Origin of the sequence: Nannocystis sp., from assembly GCF_016714285.1 — a bacterium.
Lineage (GTDB): Bacteria > Myxococcota_A > Polyangia > Nannocystales > Nannocystaceae > Nannocystis.
On record NZ_JADJNN010000001.1, the window covers coordinates 123,255 to 147,728 of the forward strand.

The window sequence follows — 24,474 nt, forward strand, 5'->3', positions numbered from 1 at the left end:
TCCGGGGCGTGAGGCCGGTCGCCCTTCGCCCGTCGTGGGCAAAGGTGGGAGCGGCCAGCGGCGCGAGTCAGGCGTCCGCGAGCCGCCCGCAAGCTCATCGCGCACACCGTATTCCCCGGCCCTTGCGTGGCTCTTGCGCCTGTGCGACGGTTTTTGCCTGGGCGGGCAGGGCCGGGGCGTAAGTCCCGGCGCGGGGTTGGCGTGAAGTTCGGGGTCCATGTGAACAGCGGGCACAGGGCAACGCGAGGGCGACGGGGGGCGACGTGGATCGCCGCGGCCTCGCTCGTCGCGGGCTGCACGAACCTCGCCGGCAAGGCCGCGAGTCCCAGCGATCGATCTGGCCCGAAGGACATGTCCTCGCCGACCGACGAGGTGCTGGTCGGACGCGGCTCGCCGATCTCTCTGACCGCCGCCGACGGCACCGCGCTCACGCTGCGCAGCCTGATCGTCCGCGCCGTGGTCGACGAGCCGCTGGCCTTCACCGAGCTCGAGATGGTGTTCGACAACCCCGAGGGCCGCGCGCTCGACGGCAAGCTCGCGGTGATCATGCCGCCGGGCGCCCGCGTCACCCGCTTCGCCCGCGATCTCGGCACCAGCGGCTGGGAGGAGGCCCAGGTGGTGCCGCGGCGCACCGCTGACCAGCAGCTGCCGCCGGGCGACCCGCGCCAGGCCCCGCCGCTGCTGGCGGTGTCGCAGGAGCTGCGGGCGGGCGAGCAGTTCACCGCGCGGGTCGACGCCATCCCCGCCCGCGATCCGACTCGCATCGTCGTCGCCTATGTCGAGGAGCTGCGCGGGCGCAGCCAGCCCTACCGCATCGCGCTCGCCGGCCTGCCGCGGCTGCACGAGCTCGGCCTGCGCATCCGCTCGCGCACGCCGGTCAGCCTCGGCGGCGAGCCCTCGCTGCTGAAGACCAGCACCCACGGCGCGGTCGCCAGCTACCCCGACTTCAAGGCCAGCCGCGACCTGACGCTGCACTTCTCCGGGCCGCGCGAGCTCGGGCTGCGCCGCGATGACATGGTCGTCGCCCGCCTCTCGCCGGTCCCGCACGACCATCCGGATCCGATCGACGGTCTTACGATCCTGTTCGACACCAGCGCCTCGCAGGCGCCCGGCTTCGACGCGCAGGTCGACCGCCTCGCCGCCGTGGTCGCGGCGATCGATCGCCGCGTGCCGGGCGACATCCCGCTGCGCGTGGTGGCCTTCGATCAGGGCGCCGACACCGTGTTCGAGGGGCGCCTCGGCGGCTTCGGTGAGGCTCAGCTGAGCGCGCTGCGCGAGCGCGGGGCGCTCGGCGCCTCGAACCTCGCGGGCGCGCTGCGGGCCGCGGCTGTCCGCGGTGAGCGTCGCTATCAGCGGCTGCTGTTGATCACCGACGGCCGCGTCACCGCCGGCTCGCCCGGGCCCGAGGCGGTCCGCGCCGAGGCCGGCCGCCTGCTCGACGCCGGCTTCGTCCGCGTCGACGTGATGATCGAGGGTGGCATGCACGACGACGAGGTGCTGCGGGCCCTGACCGCGCTCTCGCCCGACCATCCCGGCCTCGTCCTCCACGCCGCGCTCTCGCCCGAGGTGATGGCCTCGCGCCTCACTCGCGGCGTGGTCAACGACGTCGAGGTCGAGGTCCCGAACAGCGCCTGGGTCTACCCGCAGCGCTTCGACGCCCTGCAGGCCGGCGACGACGTGCTGGTCTACGCGGGCCTCGAGGTCGGCGTCGACGGCATCGACGCCGCGGGCCAGCGCGACGAGCTGGCCGTCCAGGTCCGCGGCGGCGAGATCGATCGCGCGTTCAACGTGCCGCTGGCGCCGACCACCTCGCCGCTGCTGGCCGACGCGTGGTCGGGCGCCCGCGCCAGCTGGCTCATCGACCAGGCCCGCTCGCTGTGCGCCGGCACCGACCGCGGCCTGTGCGAGGGCTGGCGCCGCCAGGCCCTCGACTGGTCGGCCGAGCACCGCGTCGTCAACGACCTGACGGCCCTCGTCGTCCTGCCTGCGGCCGTCGACTACGCCCGCTTCGGCCTGGGCGCCGGCGCCCAGAGCCCGCTGCTCGCGGTCGGGGTCGACGGGCTCGAGTGGCGGCGCAACGGCCCTCCGAGCTCGATCGGGGTCGTCCTTCCGGCCCGCCGCGGTCAGCCCTACGCGCTCCGTCCGGCGCGACTCGGCGAGCGCCTGCTGTGGGACGAGGCCCCGGCCGCGACCACCACATCGACCGCCGCGGTGCGCCGCGACAGCCAGCAGCGTCACGCCGCCCGTCGGCGCGGCCGGGCGCAGCCTGTCCGTGAGGACAGGTTCGGATCTCAGGACTCTACGCCACCGCTGGAGCGCGACAGCGAGATCCCGGACAAGGACGCCGGCGCGCCCTTCGGGCCGCGCCGCACGCCCGACGATGCGTACGAGGGCAACCTGCTCACGGTGATGAACCTGCTGGCGATGTGGGACGCCAAGCAGAACGCGCTCGAAGTGGCGAGCCGTTGGCGCCGCGCCCAGCCCGGCGACGTGATGGCGCTGGTCGCCCTCGGCGAGGCGCTCGAGGCCAACGATCGCCCGGAGCAGGCGGCCCGCGCCTACGGATCGATCGTCGACCTCTACCCGGGCCGCGCCGACATGCGCCGCCTCGCCGCCGGCCGCCTCGAGCGCCTCGGCGAGCCCTACACCTGGCTGGTCCTCGACAGCTACGGCCGCGCCGTCGAGGAGCGCTACGACGACCCCGCCGGCCACCGCCTCTACGCCTTCGCGCTGGTGCGGGCGGGCTACTACAAGGAGGCCTTCGACGCGCTGGTCGACGGCCTCGCCTGGGCCCGCAGCGACGCCAAGACCCGCGCGATCGAGTCGGTGCTGCTCGCCGACCTCGGCCTCGTCGCCGCCGCGTGGATCCGCCGCTGGCCCGAGCAGGAGGCGCACGTGCGTGAGGCCCTGCGCGTCCATGAGGCCGAGCTGGCGACCCGCCCCTCGCTGCGCTTCGTGCTCAGCTGGGACAGCGAGCAGGCCGACCTCGACCTCCACGTGCGCGACGGCCTCGGCCGCCACGCGTTCTACCGCAGCAAGCAGCTCGAGTCGGGCGGGGCGCTGTCCGACGACATGGACGCCGGCCACGGCCTCGAGGCCTTCGTCATCGACGGCGCCGCCGGGGCCTTCCCGTACCGCCTCGAGGTCGGCTACTACGCGCGCGGCGCGGCCCAGGGCACCGGCAAGCTGGAGATCGTCGAGCACGACGGCGACGGCCAGCTGTTCTTCGACGAGCGCCCCTTCGTGGTCGTGAAGCAGCGCGCCTACGTCGACCTCGGCATGCTCACCGCGCTGCCGTCGAGCGCCGCGAAGAAGCGCCGCTGAGGCCTTGCCAGCCCGGCGATCCTGAAGGCACGCTCGGCGCGGCATGATCATCGAACTCGAGCGCGGCAGGCAATCTTCGCTGGATCAGATCCGTGATCTCGCGGCCCGCTTCGGCAATCGCATCGAGCGCAGCGAGGGCACCGGCGTCTACGACACGATCCTGGTCATCGGCGACAACCGCGAGTTCGCGGCCCGCCTCGACTTCATCCGCGGCCTGCCCGGCGTGCAGGCGGTCTGGGAGGCCTCGGCCGGCTACAACAACATCGCCCGCGTGGTCCGCAGCAGCGACGGCAAGGCCCTCCACCGCGATCGCCGGGTCGTCGAGGTCAAGGGCGCCGACGGCAAGCTGCGCCGCTTCGGCGGCGGCAAGCACATCTTCGTGTGCGGCCCCGACTCGCCGCAGACCCTCGAACAGACGCTGGCCACCGCCCGCCTGGCCCGCGCCGTGGGCGAGAAGTTCGGCATCACCGAGCGCGTGATGCTGCGCGGCGGCGCCTTCAAGCCGCGCACGCGCCCGATCGACTGGCGCGGCCTGGGGATGAAGGGCATCGCCATGCTCGACGCGGCCCGCGAGGACACCGGCCTGCCCTACGTCACCGAGGTGATGGATCACAGCCTCGTCGAGCAGATCGGTCAGCACGCCGACATGCTGCAGATCGGCACGCGCAACGCCCAGAACTTCGACCTGCTCGAGGCCGCCGGGCGCTTCGGAAAGCCTGTGATCCTCAAGCGCGGCTTCGGCAATGAGGCCGACGAGTGGTTCTACTCCGCCGAGTACATCGCCAACCAGGGCAACCTCGACATCGTCCTGTGCGAGCGCGGCATGAAGACGCTGTTCACCAAGGGCGGCTACTGCCGCAATCAGCCCGACCTCAACGCCTGCACCCACGCCCGCAAGCAGACGATCTTGCCGGTCATCTTCGATCCGAGCCACGTCTCCGGCGACCATCGCATCGTCGCCGAGAACCTCATGGCCGCCTGCGGCCACCTGGTCGACGGCAGCATCACCGAGACGGTGCACGCCGAGAGCTTCCGCCAGGACCAGCTCTGCGACGCCTCGCAGGCGCTGGTGATGGACGCCTACTGCCGCCTCGTCGAGGCGGTCCTCGCGTTCGAGCAGCACGTGCAGCCGCACATGCTGGCGATCAACCGGCAAACCGGCGCGCTCTGAGCCGTCAGTCGATCGCCCGCGGGATCCGGGGATCGCGGGTGTCGCGAGCGCGGGCCCAGCGGACCAGGAACTTGATCGCGCCGCTGCGCTGCAGGCCCTGGAAGAAGCCGACGAGGTCGTCGTAGACCTTGGGGTCGCGCAGCAGGCGGCCGGCCGTGCCCTCGCCGGCGTTGATGCCCGCGGTCAGGCGGCGGGCCCCGCCCAAGGTCTGCTCGACGTGGCCGACCAGCTTGCCCTCCGGGTCGCTCAGCAGCTCCGCGGCGAGGCTCTTGCTGTTCGGATCGCGGATGTCTTCGACGGCGTGCGAGACCTTGGCGATCGACTCGCGGCCGCGCTGCACCGCGGGCTCGAGGTCCTGTTCGAAGGTCTGAAGGCCCGAGCGGGCCCGCTCGAGCGAGCGGTCGAGCCCGCTGGCGCTCTCGCGGACGTTGCGGAGGCTGGCGCTGAAGTCCTTGGCGGTGCTCTCGTTGTTGAGCAGGGAGCCGAGAGTGCCGGTGCCCTCGGCGGTGCGGCGGGTGACGTCGTTGGCGTTGGCGAGCAGGTCCTGGATGTTGCGCACTGTCTTGGGGTCACCCATCGTCTTCGCCAGCTCGGCGACGCCGCCGATCGTGGACTCGACCTTGTCGAACATGCCGTCGGCGCGGTCCTTGATGTTGTCGAGCTCCTCGATCATCGCGGGGATGGTCTGGACCTGGCCGCCGGGCTCGATCTGGGTGCCGCGCCCGACCGAGAGCTGGACCAGCTGATCGCCGAGCACGCCGTTTTGCGAGATCGTCGCGCGGCTGTCGTCGCGGATGTGCTGCATGCGGTCGGCGTAGACCGCCATCACCACCTGGATGCGCTTGTGACCGGTGACGTAGCCGTCGCACAGCCCCTTGTTGCTGTTCCAGCTGACGCGGCGGTAGCGGCGGCGAAATTCATCGGTGACGCAGACCTCGCCCTCGCGGCACTGGTCGTCCTGCTCGCAGCGGAGGTAGAGGTCCTTGTTGAAGGAGTAGGGGTCGAGCTCGGCGCACTTGCCTTCGGGCGCGCAGAACAGCGTGCGGTCGCAGTGATCGGTGCGGCCCTGACCGAAGCGGCCGCGGTCCTCGGTGTCGGGGTCGCAGGGGTACTCGATCTCGACGAAGCGCCGCTCCTTGACCATCCCGATCTCGATGCCCTCGAGCTGCACCGGGCTGCCCGGCTTGAGGCCCGAGACCTGGCGGAAGTCGGCCGTGATCTCGACCTTGTCCTTGAACAGGCCCTTGCTCTGGAACACGGCGATGGCGACGACGAAGAGGATGCCGAAGGCGATCACGGCGGCGCCGACGATCAGGCTGCGGCGGGCTTCATCGATGCGGGCCATGGCGAAGCCGCAGTGTACGCCCTCAGGCGGCGTCGGCGAGCAGGGCCTGGAGCGCGTCGAAGTCGTGCACGCGCTCGGCCGCCGGGATGTCGGCGGGCCAGCGGCCGGCACCCCCCAGGATCAGGCGCGTACCCATGGCCTGGCACGCCTCGGCGATCGGCAGCGCGGCCACGCGCAGCGAAGCGGCGTCCTGCAAGCACTGCGAGGCCGTGAGCCCGACGAGCGCGGCCCGGTGGCGGCGCACATGGGCGGCGAGGTACTCGCCGGGCGTGTGGCGGCCGATCCACTCGACCGTGTAGCCGGCCTCGCGCAGCACCACCTCGGCGAGCGCGAGGCCGAGGGTGTGCTCCTCGCCGGTGGCTGCGGCGAGCAGCGCGAGGGGGGCCCCGTGTGGGGTGGGCAGGCCCTCGCCGCAGCGGGCCAGCGCCCGCGTGAGCCGCTCCGACGCGAGGTGCTCGTCGATCACGCTGATTTCGCCGCAGAGCCAGCGCTCGCCGAGGTCGTGGAGCGCCGCGCCGACGCGGTCGGCGACGCGCCACCAGGCGCCGAGCGCCTGCCGCTCGCTCCGCAGCGCGTCGTGCAGCGCGACCGGGCCGAGCGCGAGCAGGCGGTCGGTCCACTCGGTGACGTGGGCCGCGGGCGCGACTCGCGGTGGCGCTGGCGGCAGCTGCAGGCCGATCTGTCCGGCCTGCACGGCGCGGGCGAAGCGTTCGACCTCGTCGTGGGTGAAGCGGCGGTGGTTGCCGGCCGTACGCACGCAGCCGAGCAGGCCCAGGTCGGCCCAGCGCTTGACCGAGGTCGGGCCGACGCCGAGGAGCTCGGCGGCCTGCGCGGTGGACAGATACTGCCTGCGTTGGGAATTCATGCGCAACTCAAGCGGCCGGGCGACAGGCTGCCTGCATGCGTGCGACTTGCCCATGCGGCCGAGTGGACTATAGACCTGAGCGGGCGAGGCAGTAAACCACGATGTACATCTTCATCACCGGGGGGACGGGCTTTGTCGGCCAGGCGCTCGTGCGACGGCTGCGACGCGAGGGTCACGCGCTGCGGCTGTGGGTGCGCTCGCCGGAGCGGGCGCGCGAGCAGCTCGGGGAGCTCGCCGGGCAGGTCGAGCTGGTGGCGGCCAGCGGCGGCCCGACGGCGATGCAAGCCGCGATCGCCGACGCCGACGCGATCGTCAACCTCGCGGGCGAGCCGGTGATCGGCAAGCGCTGGAGCGCCGGGCAGAAGCAGGCGCTGGCGGACAGCCGGGTCGGCATCACCCAGCAGATCGTCGCGGCGATCGCCGCGACGCCGATGCCACGGCACATGGATCGCGTGCTCGTGTCGACCTCGGCGGTCGGCTACTACGGCGACACTGGGGCGCGCGAGGTCGATGAGGACAGCCCGCCCGGCGCGGGCTTTCTCGCCGATCTCACGCAGGCGTGGGAGCGGGCGGCGCTGGAGGCCAGGGCCCACAACACCCGGGTGGTGCTGGTCCGGGTCGGGCTCGTGCTCGGGCGGGGCGGGGGCGTGATGGCGCAGATGCTGCCGCTGTTCCGCCTCGGCGTCGGCGGCCCGCTCGGCAGCGGCGAGCAGTACTTCCCGTGGGTGCATCTGCACGATCTGGTCGAGCTGTACGCGGCGGCGATCACCGACGCGAAGCTGCAGGGACCCGTCAACGGGGTGGCCCCCGGCATCGTCACCAACCGTGAGTTCGCCCAGGCGCTCGGGCGGGCCGTCCATCGTCCGGCCATCTTTCGCGTCCCGCCCTTCGCCCTGCGCATCGCCCTCGGCGAGGCGGCCAGCGCCCTCGTGGCAGGGCAGCGGGTGGTCCCGCGGCGCACGCAGGCGCTGGGCTTTCACTTCGATCACCCCGAGCTCACAGAGGCGCTGGCCGAATTGACGGCAGCGTCGCCGGGTTGACCGGGTTGACCGGGTTGGGGCGGTCGCTGGCCCGGGTGGGCGCTGCGACGCCTGTGGTATAAGCGCGGGCTCGCATGTCGTCCGCGCAGACCCACCTCGGGATCGATCGCAGCCTCTGCGGTGAGCCCGTTCGCCTGGGTCCCGGGAGCGCCGAGCTGTCGCTCACCACCGTGGCCAGCATGGCCGTCGACGACCGCGGGCTGGTCCATGGCGGCTTCGTATTCGGCCTCGCGGACCATGCCGCGATGCTCGCGGTCAACGACCCCAACGTCGTCCTCGGGGCGGCGAGCGCCCGCTTCCTCCGCCCGCTGCGCGTCGGCGAGGTGGTAATGGCGCGCGCCAGCGTCACCGCCGAGGCTGGCCGCAAGCGCAGCGTCGCCGTCGAGGTGCGCCGCGGCGACGAGCCGGTGATGACCGGCGAGTTCACCTGCTTCGTGCTCGAGCAGCACGTGCTTGACCCCTGACCCTGGAGGCCCCGATGGACGGCGGCGCGCTGATCGCTGAGGTGTTGCGCAAGCAAGGAGTTCGGTTCCTGTTCACGCTGTGCGGCGGGCACATCTCGCCGATCCTGGTCGGCGCCAAGCGGGCCGACATCCGCGTGATCGACGTGCGCCACGAGGTCAACGCGGTGTTCGCCGCCGACGCGGTCGCCCGCCTCACCGGGGTGCCCGGGGTCGCGGCCGTCACGGCCGGGCCCGGCCTCACCAACACGATCACGGCGGTGAAGAACGCCCAGCTCGCGCAGTCGCCGGTGATCATCCTCGGCGGCGCGACGGCGACGGTGCTCAAGGGCCGCGGCGCATTGCAGGACATCGATCAGCTCGCGCTCATGCGCCCGCACGTGAAGTGGGCCGTCAGCGTGAGCCGCGTCCGCGATCTGGTGCCGGTGCTCGAGCGGGCCTTCGCGGTGGCGCTGTCCGACGTGCCCGGCCCGGTGTTCGTCGAGTGCCCGGTCGACCTGCTCTACGCGCCGGAGATCGTGAAGAGCTGGTACTCGGCCAAGACCCGCCCCGATCGCACGCCGACCCTGCAGGAGCGGGCCCTGGCGGCCTACCTCGACATCCACACCTGGCGCATGTTCGCGGGGGCGAACTCGGTGCGGGTCGGGCCGGCCCGGGTGGTCGCGCCGCCGCATCCGCCGACCGACGAGGTGCGGGCCGCCGCGAAGGCGCTGCAGGCCGCGCAGCGCCCGGTCATCGTGATCGGCAGCCAGGCGATGGCGCTGCCCGGCGAGGCGCGGGCGATCGCCGGCGCGGTCGAGTCGCTCGGCGTGCCGGTCTACCTCTCGGGCATGGCCCGCGGCCTGCTCGGCGCGAAGCACCGCTTGCAGATGCGTCACGCTCGCAAGGCCGCGCTCAAGCAGGCGGACCTCGTGCTGCTCGCGGGCGTGCCCTGCGACTTCCGCCTCGACTACGGGGCGCACATCGGGCGCAAGGCCGTGTACGTCGCCGCCAACCGCAGCGAGGAGGAGATGCAGCGCAACCGTCGCCCGCAGATCGCCGCGCCCGGCGACGCGGGACGCTTCCTGCAGGCGCTGGCCCAGGCGGCGCGCGGCCTCGGGGCGACGCCCGAGCGCGGCGAGTGGGTCGCCAAGCTGCGCGCCGCGGATGACAAGCGCGACGCCGAGATCGCCGAGCAGGGCGCGGCCGGGGCGGCCGACGCGGTCGACGCGGCCGAGCCGACGGTCAGCCCGCTCGACCTGTTTCGTCGCCTCGAGGCGACGCTGCCCAACGACAGCGTGCTGGTCGCCGACGGCGGCGACTTCGTGGCCACCGGCTCGTACATCCTGCGCCCGCGCGGGCCGCTGTCCTGGCTCGATCCGGGCGTGTTCGGCACGCTTGGCGTGGGCGCAGGCTTCGCGCTCGGGGCCAAGCTGGTGCGCCCCGACGCCGAGACCTGGATCCTCTACGGCGACGGCTCGGTCGGCTACAGCCTCGCCGAGTTCGACACCTTCGTGCGCCACAAGGTGCCGGTCATCGCCCTGGTCGGCAACGACGCCTCGTGGGCGCAGATCGCCCGCGAGCAGGTCGAGATCCTCGGCGACCCGATCGGCACCGAGCTGCGGCGCACCGACTATCACACTGCAGCGGCCGGCTTCGGCGGCGTCGGCCTCGAGCTGCGATCGCCGGAGCGCATCGACGCGGTGCTCGCCGAGGCGCGGGCGACCGCCAAGGCGGGCGAGCCGGTGCTGATCAATGCCCACCTGCGGCGCACTGATTTCCGCAAGGGGTCGATCTCGATGTGAGGCCCGGGCCAGTCAGGGGCCCGACAGCGCGATCGTCAGCGGCGCGTCGCCCGTGAAGGTGCCGGCGATCAGGTCGTCGCGGCCGTCGAGGTTGAGGTCGAGCAGGGTGAGCTCGACGACCGGGGCGGGGAACTCGAGCTCCGTCCCCACGGCGAAGCTGCCGTCGCCCACGCCGCGCAGCAAGGACACGCGCGCCTCGTCGATGACCGCGAGGTCGAGCCAGCCGTCGTCGTCGAGCTGGCCGAACACCAGGCTCGCCCACGCGACGTCGAGCGGCGTGTAGCCGGCGTGGCCGAAGTCCTCGCCGTCGGACAGCAGCCCGACCAGCTGGCGATGCTCGCGGTCCGCGAGGACGAGGTCGAGGCGGTCGTCGCGATCGAGGTCGCGCAGTCCGAGTCCGGTCGGGCGCAGGTCGATCGTCAGCGGCTCGGGCGCGGCGAAGCTGCCCATGCCCGCGTAGTGGGTGCGGTACAGGGCGCTGGCGCGGTCGGCCTCGGCGAAGATGACGTCGAAGCGACCGTCGCGCTCGACCCGCGCTGCGGCCATCATGCCGGGCGTGAACATCGGCAGCGCGGGCACTGGCAAGGGGGTCAGATAGGCCGGCGCGAGGCTCTGGTCGGGCAGCGACTGGGCGAAGCTCAGGTTCGGCACGCCGCCGGCGTCGATGCCGAGCACCAGCAGGTCGCGCAGGCCGTCGCCGTCGACGTCGGTGATCGTCGCCTGGCGCACCCCGACGCCGACCGGGATCTCGAGCGGCTCGGCGAAGCCGTCGCCGGCGCCGCGAAACACCAGCAGGCTGTTGGTGCAGGTGGCGAACACGAGGTCGTCGCGGCCGTCGTCGCCGAGGTCGCCGCTGATCGGGTACGCGCTGCAGCCGTAGACACCGACGCGGCGGCCATCCTTGAGCCCACCGTCGCCGTCGCCGACGAGCAGGCGCCCGGTGACGCCCGTCTCGTCGGTGCCGAGCACGATGAGGTCGGCGATCTCGTCGGCGTCGAAGCGACCCGCCCGCAGGGCCAGCGGGGTCGCCAGCTCGAGATCGGGTGTGAGGCGATCGTCGAGGAAGCACAGCTCGCCGGGATCGCGGACGTCATCGCCGCACTCCGGCTCCTCGCAACAGCACGACAGCGGCCATGCCGTCGCAACGAGCAGCACCAGCCACAGGCGAGAGCGGGGCACGAGGGTCAGCGTATCGAGCCAGCTCGCAGCTTGCTGCGCGGGTTGCGAGCCCAGGCCCGAGAGCTGGGTCACGCCCCGTCGTGGCGCGTCGGGCCGCGTCGCAGCACGAAGAGGCGCGCCGCCGGGGCCTCGCGCGGGCCGGGCAGGCTGCTCTCCAGGTCCTCTGCGAGCGTGAACTGGGGCGCGAACAGGGCGGCGATCGAGGCGGCGTCGTGGGCCGTGGCGTGCCGCGTCGCGGCGCTGGTCGGCGTGAACGCCTTGATCACGAGGACACCGTTCGCAGCGACGAGTCTGGCCACGCTGCGGGCGTAGGCCGCCGCGCCGTCGGCGTCGAGCACGTGCAGGCAGCCGCGGTCGATCACCGCCGCGAAGCCGCCGCGCAGCCGTGTGTCGCGGATGTCGTCCTGCAACCAGACCACTGCGGCCTCCGGGCTGCGCGCGTGTGCCTCGGCCAGCGCGACCTCCGAGAGATCGCTGGCGATGACCTGATGTCCGCGGCCCGCGAGCGCGACCGCGAGTCCGCCGAGGCCGGCGCCGATCTCGAGCACGCTGGCCGGTCGCGGCACCAGGCGATCGATCGCGGCGAGCAGGTCGGCGTCGACCTCGTCGCGGTGCCACGGCAGCGCCGACGGGTCGACGCTGCGGTAGATGCGGTCCCAGTCGGCGGCCTCGCGGGGCACCAGGCCCGCGACCGCGGCGCTGAGGATCGCCGTGAGCAGCTGCACCACCACCTCGGGCGGCAGGGCCCCGCCGAGCACCGGGCTGCGCTCGTCGGGGCGGTCGGCCACCTCGATCCCGCGCGCCGGGTGAGCGACGTGCACGCCGTCGGCGGCCAGCTGCGCGAGGTTTCGCTGCACTGGCGGGCTGGCGTACATCGCCGCGTTCATCGCCGGCACCACCAGCACCGGCGCGTGCGTGGCGAGGGCGATGGCCGCGACGATCGAGGAGAAGTCGCCGGCGGCGATGCGGGCGATCGAGGTCGCCGAGGCCGGGGCGATCAGCACCGCGTCGGCCCAGGCCGCGAGCTCGATGTGCGGCACGGCGTGCAGCGCATCGACCGGCCACAGGCCGTGGACCACAGGGCGGTGGGTCAGCGCCTCGAGGGCCTCGCTGCGGACGAAGCGCAGGGCGGACTCGGTGGCCGCGACGCGGACCTCGAAGCCGCGGCTCTGCAGCAGCTGGACCAGCGCGGGCGCGTGCATCGAGGCGACCGCTCCGGTCAACCCGAGCACGACCCGCGGCCCGCGTCGGCGCTGCGGTCCTGGCACGTCGGCGGCGATCGCCCGCGCCTGCACGAGCAAGGCGAGCAGATCGTCGATCACGGCCGGGCGATCGATCGGGGCGCCGCACTGCTCGGCGAGCAGGGCGAGCAGCTCGCTGCGGGTGCGCGGCTGCTCCAGCAGGCTCAGCACGGCGCGCGCCAGCGCGGCCGAGTCGCCCGCCAGCTCGTGCCGCGTCCCGTCGGGCGCGAGCACGACGGTGCGGTCGAGGACGTCGTAGATGCGGACCAGCGACGCGCGGCGCAGGGCTTGTTCCACAGGACTTGCTTTCGTTCGAGTCACGCGGCCGGACCGGCCGCCAGGGTGCTATCAGGCCAGCACCAGCGAGCACATCTCGTCGAACCAGGAGCAGAACGGCTGGCCGACGCAGGTCGCCTCGTCCGTGAGCTTGGTGCAGTCGACGATGCACTCGCCGAGGTCCTCGAACCAGAAACAGCCGGTCTCTGCCTCGCAGGTGGCCATGTCGGGGAGCGGGGCGCAGTCGGGCAGCGCGCCGGTGGTGAGGCCGTCCGTGCCGGTGTTGCCGGTGTTGCCGGTCGTGGTCGGGCCCGTGGTCGGGCCCGTGGTGGGTGTCGAGTCGGTGCCGGTCTGGGCTCCGCTCGAGGAGTCGCTGCTCGAGGTCGTCGGTTTCTCGGTGCAGGCGGGCGCCGCGATGGTGGTCACGGCCAGCAGCGCCGGCACGCAGAGTTTGCCTCTCGTCGTGGGTCGCACGCGGCCAGGCTACACCCGCACGCGCGACGCGACGAGGGCCGGCGATCCCTCGATCGACGGCCCTCGCAAGTCTGAGCGGTGGTCGTGGGCCGCGGAGCGGCTCAGCGCTGGGCGATCGGCACGTAGTCGCGCAGTTCGATGCCGGTGTAGATCTGGCGCGGGCGGGCGATCTTCTGCTCGGGGTCGCCGAGCATCTCCTGCCACTGCGACAGCCAGCCGGAGGCGCGGGGGATGGCGAAGAGCACCGGGAACATCTCCACCGGGAAGCCCATCGCCTGGTAGATGAGGCCCGAGTAGAAGTCGACGTTCGGGTAGAGCTTGCGCTTGATGAAGTACTCGTCGCTGAGGGCGATGTTCTCGAGCTCGATGGCGATGTCGAGGAGCGGGTTGCGGCCGGTGACCGCGAACACGTCGTGGGCCATCTTCTTGATGACCTTGGCCCGCGGGTCGTAGTTCTTGTACACGCGGTGGCCGAAGCCCATCAGGCGGCCGTTGCCGGCCTTCACCCCGGTGATGAAGTCCGGGATGTTCTTGATGTCGCCGATCGCACGCAGCATGCGCAGCACGGCCTCGTTGGCGCCCCCGTGGAGCGGGCCGTAGAGGGCGGCGGAGGCCGCCGCGAGCGTGCAGTACGGGTCGGTCTCGGCCGAGCCGACCGCGCGGGCGGCGTTGGTCGAGCAGTTCTGCTCGTGGTCGGCGTGGAGGATGAACAGCACGTCGAGCGCCCGCTCGAGCACCGGGTGCGGCCGGAAGCGCGGCTCGGACATGCGAAACAGCATGTTGAGGAAGTTGCCGGTGTAGGACAGCTCGTTGTCCGGATAGACGTAGGGGCGACCGACGCTGTGGCGGTGGGCCCAGGCGGCGATCGTCGGCATCTTGGCGATGAGCTTGATGATGTGGTCGTGGCGGACCTTCGGGTCGCGGACGTTCTTCGACTCGGGGTAGAAGGTGCTGAGGGTGCCGAGCATCGACACCAGCTTGCCCATCGCGTGCGCGTCGTAGCGGAAGCCCTTCATGCCCTCGCGCAGGAACTCGTGCACGTAGGTGTGGTGGGTGATGTCGTTGGTCCACTTCTCCAGCTGGGCCTGATTGGGCAGCTCGCCGTTGAGCAGCAGGTAGGCGACCTCGAGGTAGGTCGAGCTCTCGGCCAGCTGCTCGATCGGGTAGCCGCGGTAGCGCAGGATCCCGACGTCGCCGTCGATGAGCGTGATGGCCGAACGGCACGAGGCCGTGTTCATGAAGGCCGGGTCGTAGGTCATCAGGCCGAAGTCGCCGTCGCCGGTCTTGATCTGGCGGAGAGCGTCGGCGCGGATGGTCCCGTCCTGGATGGCGACCTCGTAGGTCTTGCCGGTGCGGTTGTCGGTGATCGTCAGGGTGTCGGCCATGAGAGGCTCCTGGGCTCCGTGGAGCGTGAGCATTGCGGGCGTCGGTTGAGGCGGACGTCAGGGCTTGGTGGATGCGAGCGTCGGCACGAAGACATGCCAGTGGTCCACGGGACGGTCGTCCCCAGTCCAGCCGCCGACCAGGAAGGTAGCACCGGTGGACAGCAAAACGGAATGCCCGCCGCGCACTCGGGGGCTCGCGCTGGTGAGCGACTCGAGCTCGAGGGTCCGCCGGTCGACGCGAAACCACTGCGGGCCGGACTGGGCGTAGACCGCGGCGGGGTCCTCGAACAGTCGGGGATCCGCGACGGGCTGCGGGAGAAAGGCCGGCATCACGGTCAGGGACGGCTCTGCGGCGCCCGGTGGGAAATTGAGCACGATCGCGTCCGCCGTGGCCACGCCGCTGCGCAGGCCGCCGAGGCAGAGCACACGCACCGTCGCGTCGGCGTCCGCGTCGGCGTCGCGATCGAGCTGGGCGCAACGCAGACCGGTCCACGCCTCGGCGCCGCCGAAGCTCACACGGGTCTCGTCGGCACGGATGAGGCTCGCGAGCGCGACCTCGGGGTCGTCGCCGCCGACCAGCAGCACGCCCTCGCCGACGTCGCCGTCGCTGCGGACAAGGTACATCGCGGTGGCGGCCCGGCGCGGCGAATCCAGCGTAGGTGACAGCGCGGTCACGAGGTGGGCGCTGGCGTCATCGGGGCGCAGGTCGATCTCGAGGACGCTCGCCAGCTCGCCGCCGCCGAAGATCAGCAGGCGCTCGAGGCTCGCGTCGAGCAGGTGAGCCGCGCCTGCGCGCGGGCCATTCGCGGAGCCCAGGACGGCGGTGTTCAGGGTGGCGTCGTCCCAGCGGTCCTCGCCGGGCACGTAGATGTTGGCTCGCAGCGACTCGGCCCAGGCGACCCGCCACACGTTGCCGAGGCTGTCGGGGACCAGGGCGCCGTCGGCCGGGTCGGGCAGGCCGGCCGCTGGCTTGAGGGTGGCGCCGACTTCGGTGGCGAGCGTGAAGGCGTTGAAAAGTCCGGTGGCGCCGTCGCTGTCGAGCAGCAACATGCCGCGGCCGAGCGCGGGGCTGGCAAGGACGGCGGGGTCGGGGCTGCCGATCTTGCCGGGGAAGGTCGAAAGCGCGCCGGGGGGCGAGAGATAGATCGCGAGATCGTCCTGCGGCGAGGCGAGCACGAAGGGCGCGCTGCGACCCCACGCGAGCAGCTCTGTCCCTTCGGCCAGGTAGACCGAGAGCGTGCTGGTCTCGCTGTCGGGCTCGAGCTCGATGCCGACGCTGAAGTCGGTGCCGTCGACCTCGTAGTTGATCTGCACGTTCTGGGGCGCGAGCGCGAGGGTGACGTTGTCGGCGCGGGCCAGCTCGTCCTGGTCGTCGGGCAGGACCACGTGGATCGGGAAGCTGTACGTGCTCTCGCAGGCGGGCGCGAGCAGGAGCAGCGCGGCGAGGCCGAGGCGGCGCAGGAGTTCGGTCGCGGGGAGGCCGATCCGCAGGGTCTTGCGCTTGCCGGTGTGACCGCGCAGGACCTCGATCTGGGCCCGCGGCACGGCGAGCGTGTCGGCCAGCAGATCGACCAGGGCCGCGTTGGCGGCCCCGTCGACTGGCGGCGCGGCGAGCTGGATCTTGAGGCGGCCGTCGTGCAGGCCGACGACGCGGCTCTGCGAGGCGCGCGGGACCACTTGCACGTCGAGCTCGGAGGCGCGGCTGTCGGCCGGGCCGGGGCGCACGGGGCCCGTCGCATTCGTAGGGCTCACGTTGCCTCCGTCAGCCACAGGCGGCGGCTGCTCGCCTCGATCGCGGCCTCGCCGACGATCACCGCGCCGCGCAGCAGCAGCGCGTGGCGGTAGAGGTTGACGGACGTGCACACATGGTCGGGCACGAGCAGCACGAGCTCCCCGAGCCCCGGGGCCTCGATGTCGTCCGCTACGGCGACGACGAGGTGCTCCTCGGAGCGGACGCTCGGGGTGAGGCCGGGCCAGCCGAGCAGGCGGGCGCTGCTCGGCGGGCGGTCGGGCGCGAGGGCCTTGCTGCCGGCGTCGAGGGTGATGCGGCCGGCGCCCGTGCTGATGACGCGCGACGCGATGACGACGGCCTGTCGCAGGCCGAGGTCGGTCATCGCCGCGCGGCTGTGTAGATCGGCGAGCACGACCGTGCCGGGCGAGACGCGGTGCTGCCACGGCCCGCCCGCGAGGCCCGGGTGGACCAGCGCCGCGGCGTAGCTGTGGGTGCCCGAGGTGACGATCTCGAGGTCGGTCGCGGGCAGTTCGCGAGCCAGTGTGCACAGCGTGTCGTGGGCGGCCGCGGCTCCGGCCCGGTCGTCCCACTCGAGGTGGCCCTCGTAGCCGTGCAGCCCGGCGATGCGCAGGCCGGGGTCGGCGAGCAGGGCGGGCAGGGCGGCGCGCCACACCGCCGCCGGCGCGCCGGTGCGACGCATGCCGAGGTCGACGTCGAGGAACACCGCGAGCGGGCGATCGAACGGCACCGCGTAGGCGAGCAGGGCCGCGTGCTCCGGGCTGTCGAGCAAGTAGTGCACGCGGCAGGCGGGGCTGCGAGCGGCGCGGCTGAGGGCGGCGCGCAGTCCGTCGGGGTGCTGCGGGTAGGCGAGCAGGACGTCGAGGCCGACGCCGTGGTGGTCGGCTGTCCCGAGGGCCAGGTCGAGCTCGTCGAGGGTGGCGACCTTGCAACGGGTGACGCCGGCGGCGAGCAGGCGGGCGATGAGGGCGGCGGACTTGAGGGTCTTGAGGTGGGGACGCCAGCGTTCGCCGGCGCGGCGCCGCATCGCGGCGATGTTGTGGTCGACGGCGTCGAGGTCGATCACCAGCGCCGGGGTGGCGAGGCGGTGCAGCTGCGGGGCGAGGGCCGCTGCGATCGTGTGTCGGTCGAGATCCACGGGTGCCCGGCATAGCACTCGTCGCAGCCGAGAAAAATCCCGATCGTCGGGTGGTCGCGGTCGGGGAGGGCCCAGGACGGCCAGCCCGCTGTTCGTGACCCCGAAGCCGTCGGGCCGATCCCCCTGACGACGGTGGGTAGTGTGCCGCGGCTGGGGCGCCTCGGCCTCGCAGACCACACGCGCCGGGCCGCATTCGCCGCTGTAGGAGCCCGCGTCGGGGCAGGGGCTGGTCGCGTGGCCATCGCGGACCCGCGCGATTACTTGCGGGTGCATTGAACTCGGGTCCGGCGTGTGGTTAGTCTGCCGTCATGAACACCTCGCTTGTCTTTCGCGGGCTCACGGTAGCCCTTGGCCTGACCCTCGCCGCTTGCGGCGACGACTCGGTCGGGACCTCCACCCTCAGCGGTGGCAACACGGACGGCACCGGCAACGGGCCGAACCCGACGACCGGCACCGGCGACGTGCCGACCTCCGGCAGCACGGAGACCACGCCGACCAGCGGCGACTCCCTGGGCACGGACAGCCAGGCCACGACGGATGTGAGCAGCTCGAGCACGGCGAGCAACACGACCAGCGGCGACAGCTCGAGCAGCGCCACGACCGACGCCTCGACGGGCGCGATCGACCAGACCACCAGCGGCAGCACCAGCGGCGACAGCACGACCGGCAACAACAATTGCCTCGAGGACGTGCCAGATCCGGCCTGTACCGGCGACGAGGGCCTGATCTTCGTGTCGACCCCGCCCGACGGCGGCAGCGACCTCAACAGCGGCACGAGTAAAGAGGATCCGGTGGCCACCCTGGCCGAGGCGATGAAGAAGGCGCTGCTGTGCCCGGACATCTGCGACATCGTCGTCAGCGCCGGCACGTACCAGAAGACCGTCACGCTCAGCTCCGGCGTCAACATGTACGGCGGCTACAAGCCCAAGACCTTCGTCTACGACCTGCCGAACAACCTCACGGTGATCGCCGGCACCGAGGCGCGTGCGGTCATCGCCCAGGGCCTGAACCTCAGCACCAAGCTCAGCGGGTTCACGATCAAGGGCAAGAACTTCGCCAATGATGGCACCTCGAGCTACGCGGTGTGGGCCAAGGACATCGCTGACGACCTGTTCATGGTCGACCGCTGCACGATCCAGGCGGGCACGGGGGGCGACGGCGTCGACGGCACGGGCGGCACCAAGGGCGCCGATGGCGGACTCGGCGGAGCCGCGAGTGAGTCGTCCGGCGGCAACGGCGGCACCTCGGCCTGCGGGGCGACCGGCGGCAAGGGCGGCTCGGCCGGCAACTGTTTCAGCGAGGCCGGCGCGATGGGCCAGGCCGGCGGCGACGACACCGAGGGCGGCGCCGGCGGCACCAACGGCAAGAGCGAGTGCAGCGGCAACATCATCACCGGCTGCAATGACAAGGGCGGGCTGGGGCTCGGCGGTCAGCTCGGCGGGGCCGGGGATGCGGGGACGGCCGGACAGGCCGGCCCCAACGCTGACGGCACCTTCGATGGCAACGGCTTCTGGAGCGGCGGCAGCGGCATGGCCGGCGTGCGCGGCAAGCACGGCCGCGGCGGCGGCGGTGGCGGCGCGGGTGGCACCGACAACGAGCCGTTCACCTGCGGTAACTCGGTCGATACCGGCGGTGGTGGCGGCGGTGGTGGCGGCGGCGGGTGTGGCGGCGGCGAGGGTCTGCCGGGCGGCGCCGGCGGCGGGTCGTTCGGCGTGGTAGCGATCGCGGCCTCGATCCAGGTCGCTAACTCGATCATCCTGCCGGCCAAGGCCGGCGACGGCGGCAACGGCGGCAACGGCGGCAACGGCGGCGTCGGCAAGGCTGGCGGCAGCTTCGCCAAGGGCAAGAACAACGGCGACCAGGACGACGGCGGTGGCGACGGCGGAAACGGGGCGAACGGCGGCGACGGCGGCGGTGCGGGCGGAGGGGCTGGCGGCTGCGGGGGGATCGCCGTGGCGATCGTCCGCGTCGGCAACGCCTTCGTCGGCCAGAGCAACCTCGACATCCAGCTCGGCACGGCGGGCGCGGGCGGGGCTGGCGGCACCGGCGGCTTCGAGGGGAACGCGGGCGGCAAGCCGCAGGCCCCCAAGGGCGCGGCTGGCTGCAAGGGCAAGGCGGTCGACGAGCTCGACCTCTGAGCTGAACCTGGCCGAAATAACATGGCCCCTGCGGACCTGTCCGCGGGGCCATGTTTCATGCATACAACAACGACGGGCGCGCCTTCACGGCGAGCCCGTCCTTGCCCTGGGTTCGAGCGCCGGCGAGCGCCGGCTACTCCTTGCCGGCCACGGTCGCCCGCATGTACTCGCGGTTGAGCATCACGATCGCGTCGAAGGGGATCTCCTTGGGGCAGGCCTCGGAGCACTCGCCGTGGTTGGTGCAGCTGCCGAAGCCCTCGAGGTCCATCTGCGCGACCATGTTGCGCACGCGGCCTGAGCGCTCGACCTGGCCCTGCGGCAGCTTGACCAGGTGCGCCACCTTGGCGCCGGTGAACAGCATCGCCGCGGCGTTGGGGCAGGCGGCCACGCAGGCGCCGCAGCCGATGCACTGGGCGTAGTCCATCGCCTCGTCGGCGTCCGTCTTGCCGATCGGGGTCGCGTTGCCGTCGACGGTGGACCCGGTGTTGATCGACACGAAGCCGCCGGCCGCGATGATGCGGTCGAAGCTCGAGCGGCTGACGCTGAGGTCCTTGATCACCGGGAAGGGCGCGGCGCGCCACGGCTCGATCGTGATCGTGTCACCGTCCTTGAAGCTGCGCATGTGCAGCTGGCAGGTGGTGGTCGCCTTGCGGGGCCCGTGCGGGCGGCCGTTGATGACCATCGAGCAGGCGCCGCAGATGCCCTCGCGGCAGTCGTGGTCGAAGGACACCGGGTCGCCGCCGGACTTGGTGAGCTGCTCGTTGAGCACGTCGAGCATCTCGAGGAAGGACATGTCGGGCGAGACGGCGTCGAGCTTGTAGGTCTCGAGCTTGCCCGCGGCCTTGCCGTCCTTCTGGCGCCAGATGCGGAGGGTGAGTTTCATGGTCGCAGCGGATGAACCGGACATGGGTGCAGGGCCTCCTTCTACGTGTACACGCGGGTGGCGAGGTGGACGTGCTCGAACTCCAGCTGCTCCTTGTGGAGCGCCGGGGCCTGGCCGGGGCCCTTGTACTCCCACACGGCCGCGTGGGCGAAGCGCTCGTCGTCGCGTTTGGCCTCGCCGTCGTCCATCTGGTGCTCCTCGCGGAAGTGGCCTCCGCAGGACTCGTCGCGGGTGAGCGCGTCGAGGCACATGAGCTCGCCGAACTCGAGGAAGTCGGCGACGCGCCCGGCCTTCTCGAGGTTCTGGTTGAACTCGGCGCCGACGCCCGGCACGCGAACCTCTTTCCAGAAGCGCTCGCGGATCTCCGGGATGAGGCCGAGCGCCTTCTTGAGGCCGGCCTCGTTGCGGGCCATGCCGCAGTGGTCCCACATCACCAGGCCGAGCTCGCGGTGGAACTCGTCGACGCTGTGCTTGCCGTTGATCGAGAGCAGCCGCGAGGTCTGGGCGTTGACCTCGGCGATGCTGCGCTTGAACTCCGGGTGGTCGGCGCTGACCTTGGGCTGCTTGGCCGTGGCCAGGTAGTTGCCGATCGTGTAGGGGAGGATGAAGTAGCCGTCGGCGAGGCCCTGCATCAGCGCCGAGGCGCCGAGGCGGTTGGCGCCGTGGTCGGAGAAGTTGGCCTCGCCGATCACGTGCAGGCCGGGGACCGTGCTCATCAGGTTGTAGTCGACCCACAGGCCGCCCATCGTGTAGTGCACGGCGGGGTAGATGCGCATCGGCGTGGCGTAGGGGTTCTCGCCGGTGATGCGCTCGTACATCTCGAACAGGTTGCCGTAGCGGTCGGCCACGCCCTTCTGCGTCAGGCGCTTGATGGCGTCGGCGAAGTCGAGGTAGACGGCCATCTTGCTCGGACCGACGCCGCGGCCCTCGTCGCAGGCCTGCTTGGCGGCGCGTGAGGCCACGTCGCGGGGCACCAGGTTGCCGAAGCTCGGGTAACGGCGCTCGAGATAGTAGTCGCGCTCGTCCTCGGGGATGTCCTGCGGGCGGCGGGCGTCGCCCTTCTGCTTGGGCACCCAGACCCGGCCGTCGTTGCGCAGCGACTCCGACATCAGGGTCAGCTTGCTCTGATAGTGGCCGGAGACCGGGATGCAGGTCGGGTGGATCTGCGTGAAGCAGGGGTTGGCGAACCCGGCGCCGCGCTTGTAGGCGCGATAGGTCGCGGTGACGTTGCTCCCCTTGGCGTTGGTCGACAGATAGAAGACGTTGCCGTAGCCGCCGGTGGCGAGCACCACCGCGTCGGCGGCGTGGGCCCGGACCTCGCCGGTCAGCAGGTCGCGGACGACGATGCCGCGGGCGTGGCCATTGATGACGACCAGGTCGAGCATCTCGGTGCGCGGGTACATCTTCACCGTGCCGAGGCCGATCTGGCGCTCGAGCGCCTGGTAGGCGCCGAGCAGCAGCTGCTGGCCGGTCTGGCCGCGGGCGTAGAAGGTGCGCGAGACCTGGGCGCCGCCGAACGATCGGTTGCTGAGCGTGCCGCCGTACTCGCGGGCGAAGGGCACGCCCTGGGCCACGCACTGGTCGATGATGTTCACGCTGACCTGCGCGAGCCGGTACACGTTGGCCTCGCGGGCCCGGAAGTCGCCGCCCTTCACCGTGTCATAGAACAGCCGGTAGATGCTGTCGCCGTCGTTCTGGTAGTTCTTGGCCGCGTTGATGCCGCCCTGCGCCGCGATGCTGTGGGCGCGGCGCGGGCTGTCCTGGAAGCAGAAGCAGTCGACGTGGTAGCCGAGCTCGGCGAGGGTCGCCGCCGCGGCGCCGCCGGCGAGGCCGGTGCCGACGACGATCACGGTGAACTTGCGCTTGTTCGCGGGGTTGACCAGCTTCATCTCGAAGCGGTGGCGGTCCCACTTCTCGGCGATCGGGCCTTCAGGGATGCGTGCGTTGAGGTCCATGGCGATGACTCCGAGGCGAGCGTCAGAGGTGGACGACGCCGGCGAGCACGGCGATCGGGAAGGAGATGTTGCCGAGGGTCACGAGGGTGGCGATCGTGGTGCCGATGCGCTCGGCGACCTGGCGCTGGCCGCCCTTGCTGTAGCCGAGGGTGGCGAAGCCGCTGGCGACGCCGTGGCTGAGGTGGCGCCCGAGCAGCAGGTTGGCGAGGATGTACGAGCCGGCGATGATCGGGTTCTGGAAGCCGCGCACGAACATGCTGTAGGCGTCGTGGCGCTGCATGTGCTCGGGGACGGAGGCGAGGATCTTGACGTTCTCCTCGCGCACCCACACGTCGCCGCGCAGCACCTCGTGCAGCACGAAGTGCTCGTGCTGGATCGTGCCGATCGTGAAGTGCAGCAGGTGGAAGATGATGAATGCGAGGATCACCAGACCGCTGCCGCGCATGAACAGCGCGGCGTAGCTGGTGCGGTCGTAGCGGCGCGGGCTGGCGTAGGGCTGGGGCCGCGCCGCCCAGTTCTTTTGGGTCAATCGCCACGCCGAGGCGATGTGCAGCAGCACGGCGCTGAGCACCACGATGCGCACGGTCCACAGCAGCGGCGGCGTGCCCTTCAGGGTCTGCGCATAGTGATTGAAGACGTCAGAGCCGAGGTAGATCTGGAGGTTGCCGGCCATGTGCGCGAGGATGAAGCCGACCAGCACGACGCCAGTGGCTCCCATCACGAACTTGAGGCCGATCGACGATCCAAGCAGGCTGTGGGGGCGACCAGGACTGGACTCGCTCATGGCATGTTCCTCGTGCACACGCGGAGCCCTTGGCTATACAGCGTTCGACCGGCTCCGCTGGCCTTGCGAGTAGCACAGATCCCGCGGATTTGCCTGGCAAAAATTAACGCGAGGCGACCAGTTCAATGCACGCGGATGCGTTCGGCCGGGGTCCAGCTGAGCTCGAAGTGGCCGAGCATCACCGGCTCGTTCTGTCGCAGGCGCACCACGGCGTGGCTCGGGCCCTCCGTCTCGTGGCCCGGGCGCACGCCGTTGGTGCTGGCCAGGTCGTACACGAGCAGCGAATTGGGGCCCTCTTCGGTGACGAGCGCGTGCACACGAGACAGGTTGCGACCCGACCCGGCGAGCGAGCAGCGGTCGCTATAGCGGCCGATGAGGAGTCCGCGCTGCAGCTGCTCGCTGTCCACGTCGAGCTCACGCGTGGCCTCGGCGCCGCGTTGTGACTTCGCCGACTTGAGCGAGCGCAGGCGCAGCACCCCGCGCGGCTGGGGGCGGGCGTCGACGTCGATCGGTCGGTAGCCGCCGAGCTGGGCGACGCTCGGCTCGGCCATCGCCGAGATCGCCAGACGGATCCCTCCGCCGTGACGATCGATGCCGGTGAGCCGCTGGAAGGCCTGGTCGGTGCTGCCCTCGAGCAGTGCGAGCCCAGCGGGCCCGCCCGGCAGCACGAACAGGCCCGTGTGACCGAAGGAGAGGGCGACGTGCCCGAGCGCCGAGAAGCCAGGCACGCGCTTGCCGTCCGCCAGGACGATGCCCGCGCGGCCGCCGAGGTCGTAACCGCGGAGGCGCAGCGCGCCCTGGCCCGGCCAGGCGGTGACGAGGATGTGGCGCAGGCTGACCCGCGTGTCGTGGGGGATGGCCAGACTGCAGCGGTTGTGCCGGCCGAACACCATCGCGTGCGGGAGGTTCTCCGGACGACGGATCGGTCGCTGCGCGACCGGAAAGCCGAGGTCGTTGGTGACCACGACCAGCGACTCGCCCGGGGCCATGTTGCCGACCAGCGCGCCGAGCACGGCCTTGGCCCGACCGAAACAATCGATGAGGTCGAGCGGGCGCGTCTCGCCTCGGAGCTCGGGGTCGAAGTCGCGGTCGCTCTCCTCGTCGTCTTGTGCCAGCGGATTCGCTGGGCGGTCGTACGGGTCGGGCCGTTTGCTACTCACAGACCTGCAGGGTATGCCAGACCCGTCGGCAGCGCCACGCAAATTGTCCGCGATCGGGCCCCCCTCAGAGGCCGTCAGAGGGGCCGCCAGAGCCCGTCCAGGGCGGTCTAGCGGACCCTGG

General features: G+C 71.9%; 17 protein-coding genes and 1 pseudogene. 6 read left to right on the forward strand and 12 right to left on the reverse strand.

What is annotated here, in order from left to right; all coding sequences use genetic code 11:
* Positions 1–351: 351 nt before the first annotated feature.
* On the forward strand, positions 352–3,324 hold the full coding sequence (locus tag IPJ59_RS00530) for a hypothetical protein (RefSeq protein ID WP_293269266.1): 2,973 nt from the start codon (positions 352–354) through the stop codon (positions 3,322–3,324).
* Between the two features lie 43 nt (positions 3,325–3,367).
* Positions 3,368–4,495, forward strand: a complete 1,128-nt coding sequence (locus IPJ59_RS00535) for a hypothetical protein (RefSeq protein ID WP_293256445.1) — start codon at positions 3,368–3,370, stop codon at positions 4,493–4,495.
* Positions 4,496–4,499: 4 nt separating this feature from the next.
* On the opposite strand, the gene IPJ59_RS00540 is transcribed toward IPJ59_RS00535, so the two are convergent.
* Both IPJ59_RS00540 and IPJ59_RS00545 read right to left on the reverse strand, forming a co-directional pair.
* Positions 4,500–5,840, reverse strand: a complete 1,341-nt coding sequence (locus tag IPJ59_RS00540; protein ID WP_293269267.1) for an MlaD family protein — start codon at positions 5,838–5,840, stop codon at positions 4,500–4,502.
* Positions 5,841–5,862: 22 nt separating this feature from the next.
* Positions 5,863–6,705, reverse strand: coding sequence for a helix-turn-helix domain-containing protein (locus IPJ59_RS00545; RefSeq protein WP_293269268.1), 843 nt, complete (start codon positions 6,703–6,705; stop codon positions 5,863–5,865).
* A 101-nt stretch (positions 6,706–6,806) separates the two neighbouring features.
* Here IPJ59_RS00545 and IPJ59_RS00550 point away from each other — a divergent pair, with 101 nt between their 5' ends.
* The 3 genes from IPJ59_RS00550 to IPJ59_RS00560 all read left to right on the forward strand — a co-directional run bounded on the left by IPJ59_RS00550 (position 6,807) and on the right by IPJ59_RS00560 (position 9,990).
* The gene (locus IPJ59_RS00550; protein ID WP_293256436.1) at positions 6,807–7,745 is read left to right on the forward strand and encodes a TIGR01777 family oxidoreductase; all 939 of its coding nucleotides are present in this window, start codon (positions 6,807–6,809) and stop codon (positions 7,743–7,745) included.
* Between the two features lie 74 nt (positions 7,746–7,819).
* Complete coding sequence (locus IPJ59_RS00555) at positions 7,820–8,209, forward strand: PaaI family thioesterase (RefSeq protein ID WP_293256433.1); 390 nt, start codon at positions 7,820–7,822, stop codon at positions 8,207–8,209.
* 14 nt (positions 8,210–8,223) lie between these two features.
* Positions 8,224–9,990 carry a thiamine pyrophosphate-binding protein gene (locus tag IPJ59_RS00560; protein ID WP_293269269.1) on the forward strand — a complete coding sequence of 589 codons (1,767 nt, stop codon included), beginning with the start codon at positions 8,224–8,226 and terminating at the stop codon, positions 9,988–9,990.
* Between the two features lie 12 nt (positions 9,991–10,002).
* Here IPJ59_RS00560 and IPJ59_RS00565 read toward each other — a convergent pair whose 3' ends face one another.
* From IPJ59_RS00565 to IPJ59_RS00590, 6 genes and pseudogenes are all read right to left on the reverse strand, one after another.
* Positions 10,003–11,169 carry an FG-GAP repeat domain-containing protein gene (locus IPJ59_RS00565; RefSeq protein ID WP_293269270.1) on the reverse strand — a complete coding sequence of 389 codons (1,167 nt, stop codon included), beginning with the start codon at positions 11,167–11,169 and terminating at the stop codon, positions 10,003–10,005.
* Between the two features lie 68 nt (positions 11,170–11,237).
* A complete protein-coding gene (locus tag IPJ59_RS00570) occupies positions 11,238–12,707 on the reverse strand; it encodes a flavoprotein (protein WP_293256424.1) in 1,470 nt (489 codons plus the stop codon).
* Between the two features lie 51 nt (positions 12,708–12,758).
* Positions 12,759–13,160, reverse strand: a complete 402-nt coding sequence (locus IPJ59_RS00575) for a hypothetical protein (RefSeq protein WP_293269271.1) — start codon at positions 13,158–13,160, stop codon at positions 12,759–12,761.
* Between the two features lie 101 nt (positions 13,161–13,261).
* A complete protein-coding gene (locus tag IPJ59_RS00580) occupies positions 13,262–14,545 on the reverse strand; it encodes a citrate synthase (protein ID WP_293269272.1) in 1,284 nt (427 codons plus the stop codon).
* Between the two features lie 1,443 nt (positions 14,546–15,988).
* Positions 15,989–16,270: pseudogene (locus IPJ59_RS37455) on the reverse strand (DUF167 domain-containing protein); the annotation flags it as partial.
* A 23-nt stretch (positions 16,271–16,293) separates the two neighbouring features.
* Positions 16,294–17,433, reverse strand: a complete 1,140-nt coding sequence (locus tag IPJ59_RS00590) for an alanine racemase (RefSeq protein WP_293269275.1) — start codon at positions 17,431–17,433, stop codon at positions 16,294–16,296.
* Positions 17,434–17,741: 308 nt separating this feature from the next.
* Here IPJ59_RS00590 and IPJ59_RS00595 point away from each other — a divergent pair, with 308 nt between their 5' ends.
* Positions 17,742–19,571, forward strand: coding sequence for a hypothetical protein (locus IPJ59_RS00595; RefSeq protein ID WP_293269277.1), 1,830 nt, complete (start codon positions 17,742–17,744; stop codon positions 19,569–19,571).
* Between the two features lie 133 nt (positions 19,572–19,704).
* On the opposite strand, the gene IPJ59_RS00600 is transcribed toward IPJ59_RS00595, so the two are convergent.
* The 4 genes from IPJ59_RS00600 to IPJ59_RS00615 all read right to left on the reverse strand — a co-directional run bounded on the left by IPJ59_RS00600 (position 19,705) and on the right by IPJ59_RS00615 (position 24,353).
* Complete coding sequence (locus IPJ59_RS00600; protein WP_293269279.1) at positions 19,705–20,454, reverse strand: succinate dehydrogenase/fumarate reductase iron-sulfur subunit; 750 nt, start codon at positions 20,452–20,454, stop codon at positions 19,705–19,707.
* 41 nt (positions 20,455–20,495) lie between these two features.
* Positions 20,496–22,409: a fumarate reductase/succinate dehydrogenase flavoprotein subunit gene (locus IPJ59_RS00605; RefSeq protein WP_293269281.1), complete on the reverse strand. Its 1,914-nt coding sequence runs from the start codon at positions 22,407–22,409 to the stop codon at positions 20,496–20,498.
* 22 nt (positions 22,410–22,431) lie between these two features.
* Positions 22,432–23,193: a succinate dehydrogenase cytochrome b subunit gene (locus IPJ59_RS00610; protein WP_293269282.1), complete on the reverse strand. Its 762-nt coding sequence runs from the start codon at positions 23,191–23,193 to the stop codon at positions 22,432–22,434.
* 122 nt (positions 23,194–23,315) lie between these two features.
* A complete protein-coding gene (locus tag IPJ59_RS00615) occupies positions 23,316–24,353 on the reverse strand; it encodes an FHA domain-containing protein (protein ID WP_293256394.1) in 1,038 nt (345 codons plus the stop codon).
* Positions 24,354–24,474 lie beyond the last annotated feature (121 nt).

Excerpts from the sequence above, each read along its gene's own strand:
- IPJ59_RS00605 (WP_293269281.1), bottom strand. The coding sequence starts at position 22,409 with ATGGACCTCAACGCACGCATCCCTGAAGGCCCGATCGCCGAGAAGTGG.
- IPJ59_RS00595 (WP_293269277.1), top strand. The coding sequence starts at position 17,742 with ATGAACACCTCGCTTGTCTTTCGCGGGCTCACGGTAGCCCTTGGCCTG.
- IPJ59_RS00535 (WP_293256445.1), top strand. The coding sequence starts at position 3,368 with ATGATCATCGAACTCGAGCGCGGCAGGCAATCTTCGCTGGATCAGATC.
- IPJ59_RS00555 (WP_293256433.1), top strand. The coding sequence starts at position 7,820 with ATGTCGTCCGCGCAGACCCACCTCGGGATCGATCGCAGCCTCTGCGGT.
- IPJ59_RS00610 (WP_293269282.1), bottom strand. The coding sequence starts at position 23,193 with ATGAGCGAGTCCAGTCCTGGTCGCCCCCACAGCCTGCTTGGATCGTCG.
- IPJ59_RS00545 (WP_293269268.1), bottom strand. The coding sequence starts at position 6,705 with ATGAATTCCCAACGCAGGCAGTATCTGTCCACCGCGCAGGCCGCCGAG.
- IPJ59_RS00550 (WP_293256436.1), top strand. The coding sequence starts at position 6,807 with ATGTACATCTTCATCACCGGGGGGACGGGCTTTGTCGGCCAGGCGCTC.
- IPJ59_RS00600 (WP_293269279.1), bottom strand. The coding sequence starts at position 20,454 with ATGAAACTCACCCTCCGCATCTGGCGCCAGAAGGACGGCAAGGCCGCG.
- IPJ59_RS00540 (WP_293269267.1), bottom strand. The coding sequence starts at position 5,840 with ATGGCCCGCATCGATGAAGCCCGCCGCAGCCTGATCGTCGGCGCCGCC.
- IPJ59_RS00580 (WP_293269272.1), bottom strand. The coding sequence starts at position 14,545 with ATGGCCGACACCCTGACGATCACCGACAACCGCACCGGCAAGACCTAC.
- IPJ59_RS00530 (WP_293269266.1), top strand. The coding sequence starts at position 352 with ATGTCCTCGCCGACCGACGAGGTGCTGGTCGGACGCGGCTCGCCGATC.
- IPJ59_RS00560 (WP_293269269.1), top strand. The coding sequence starts at position 8,224 with ATGGACGGCGGCGCGCTGATCGCTGAGGTGTTGCGCAAGCAAGGAGTT.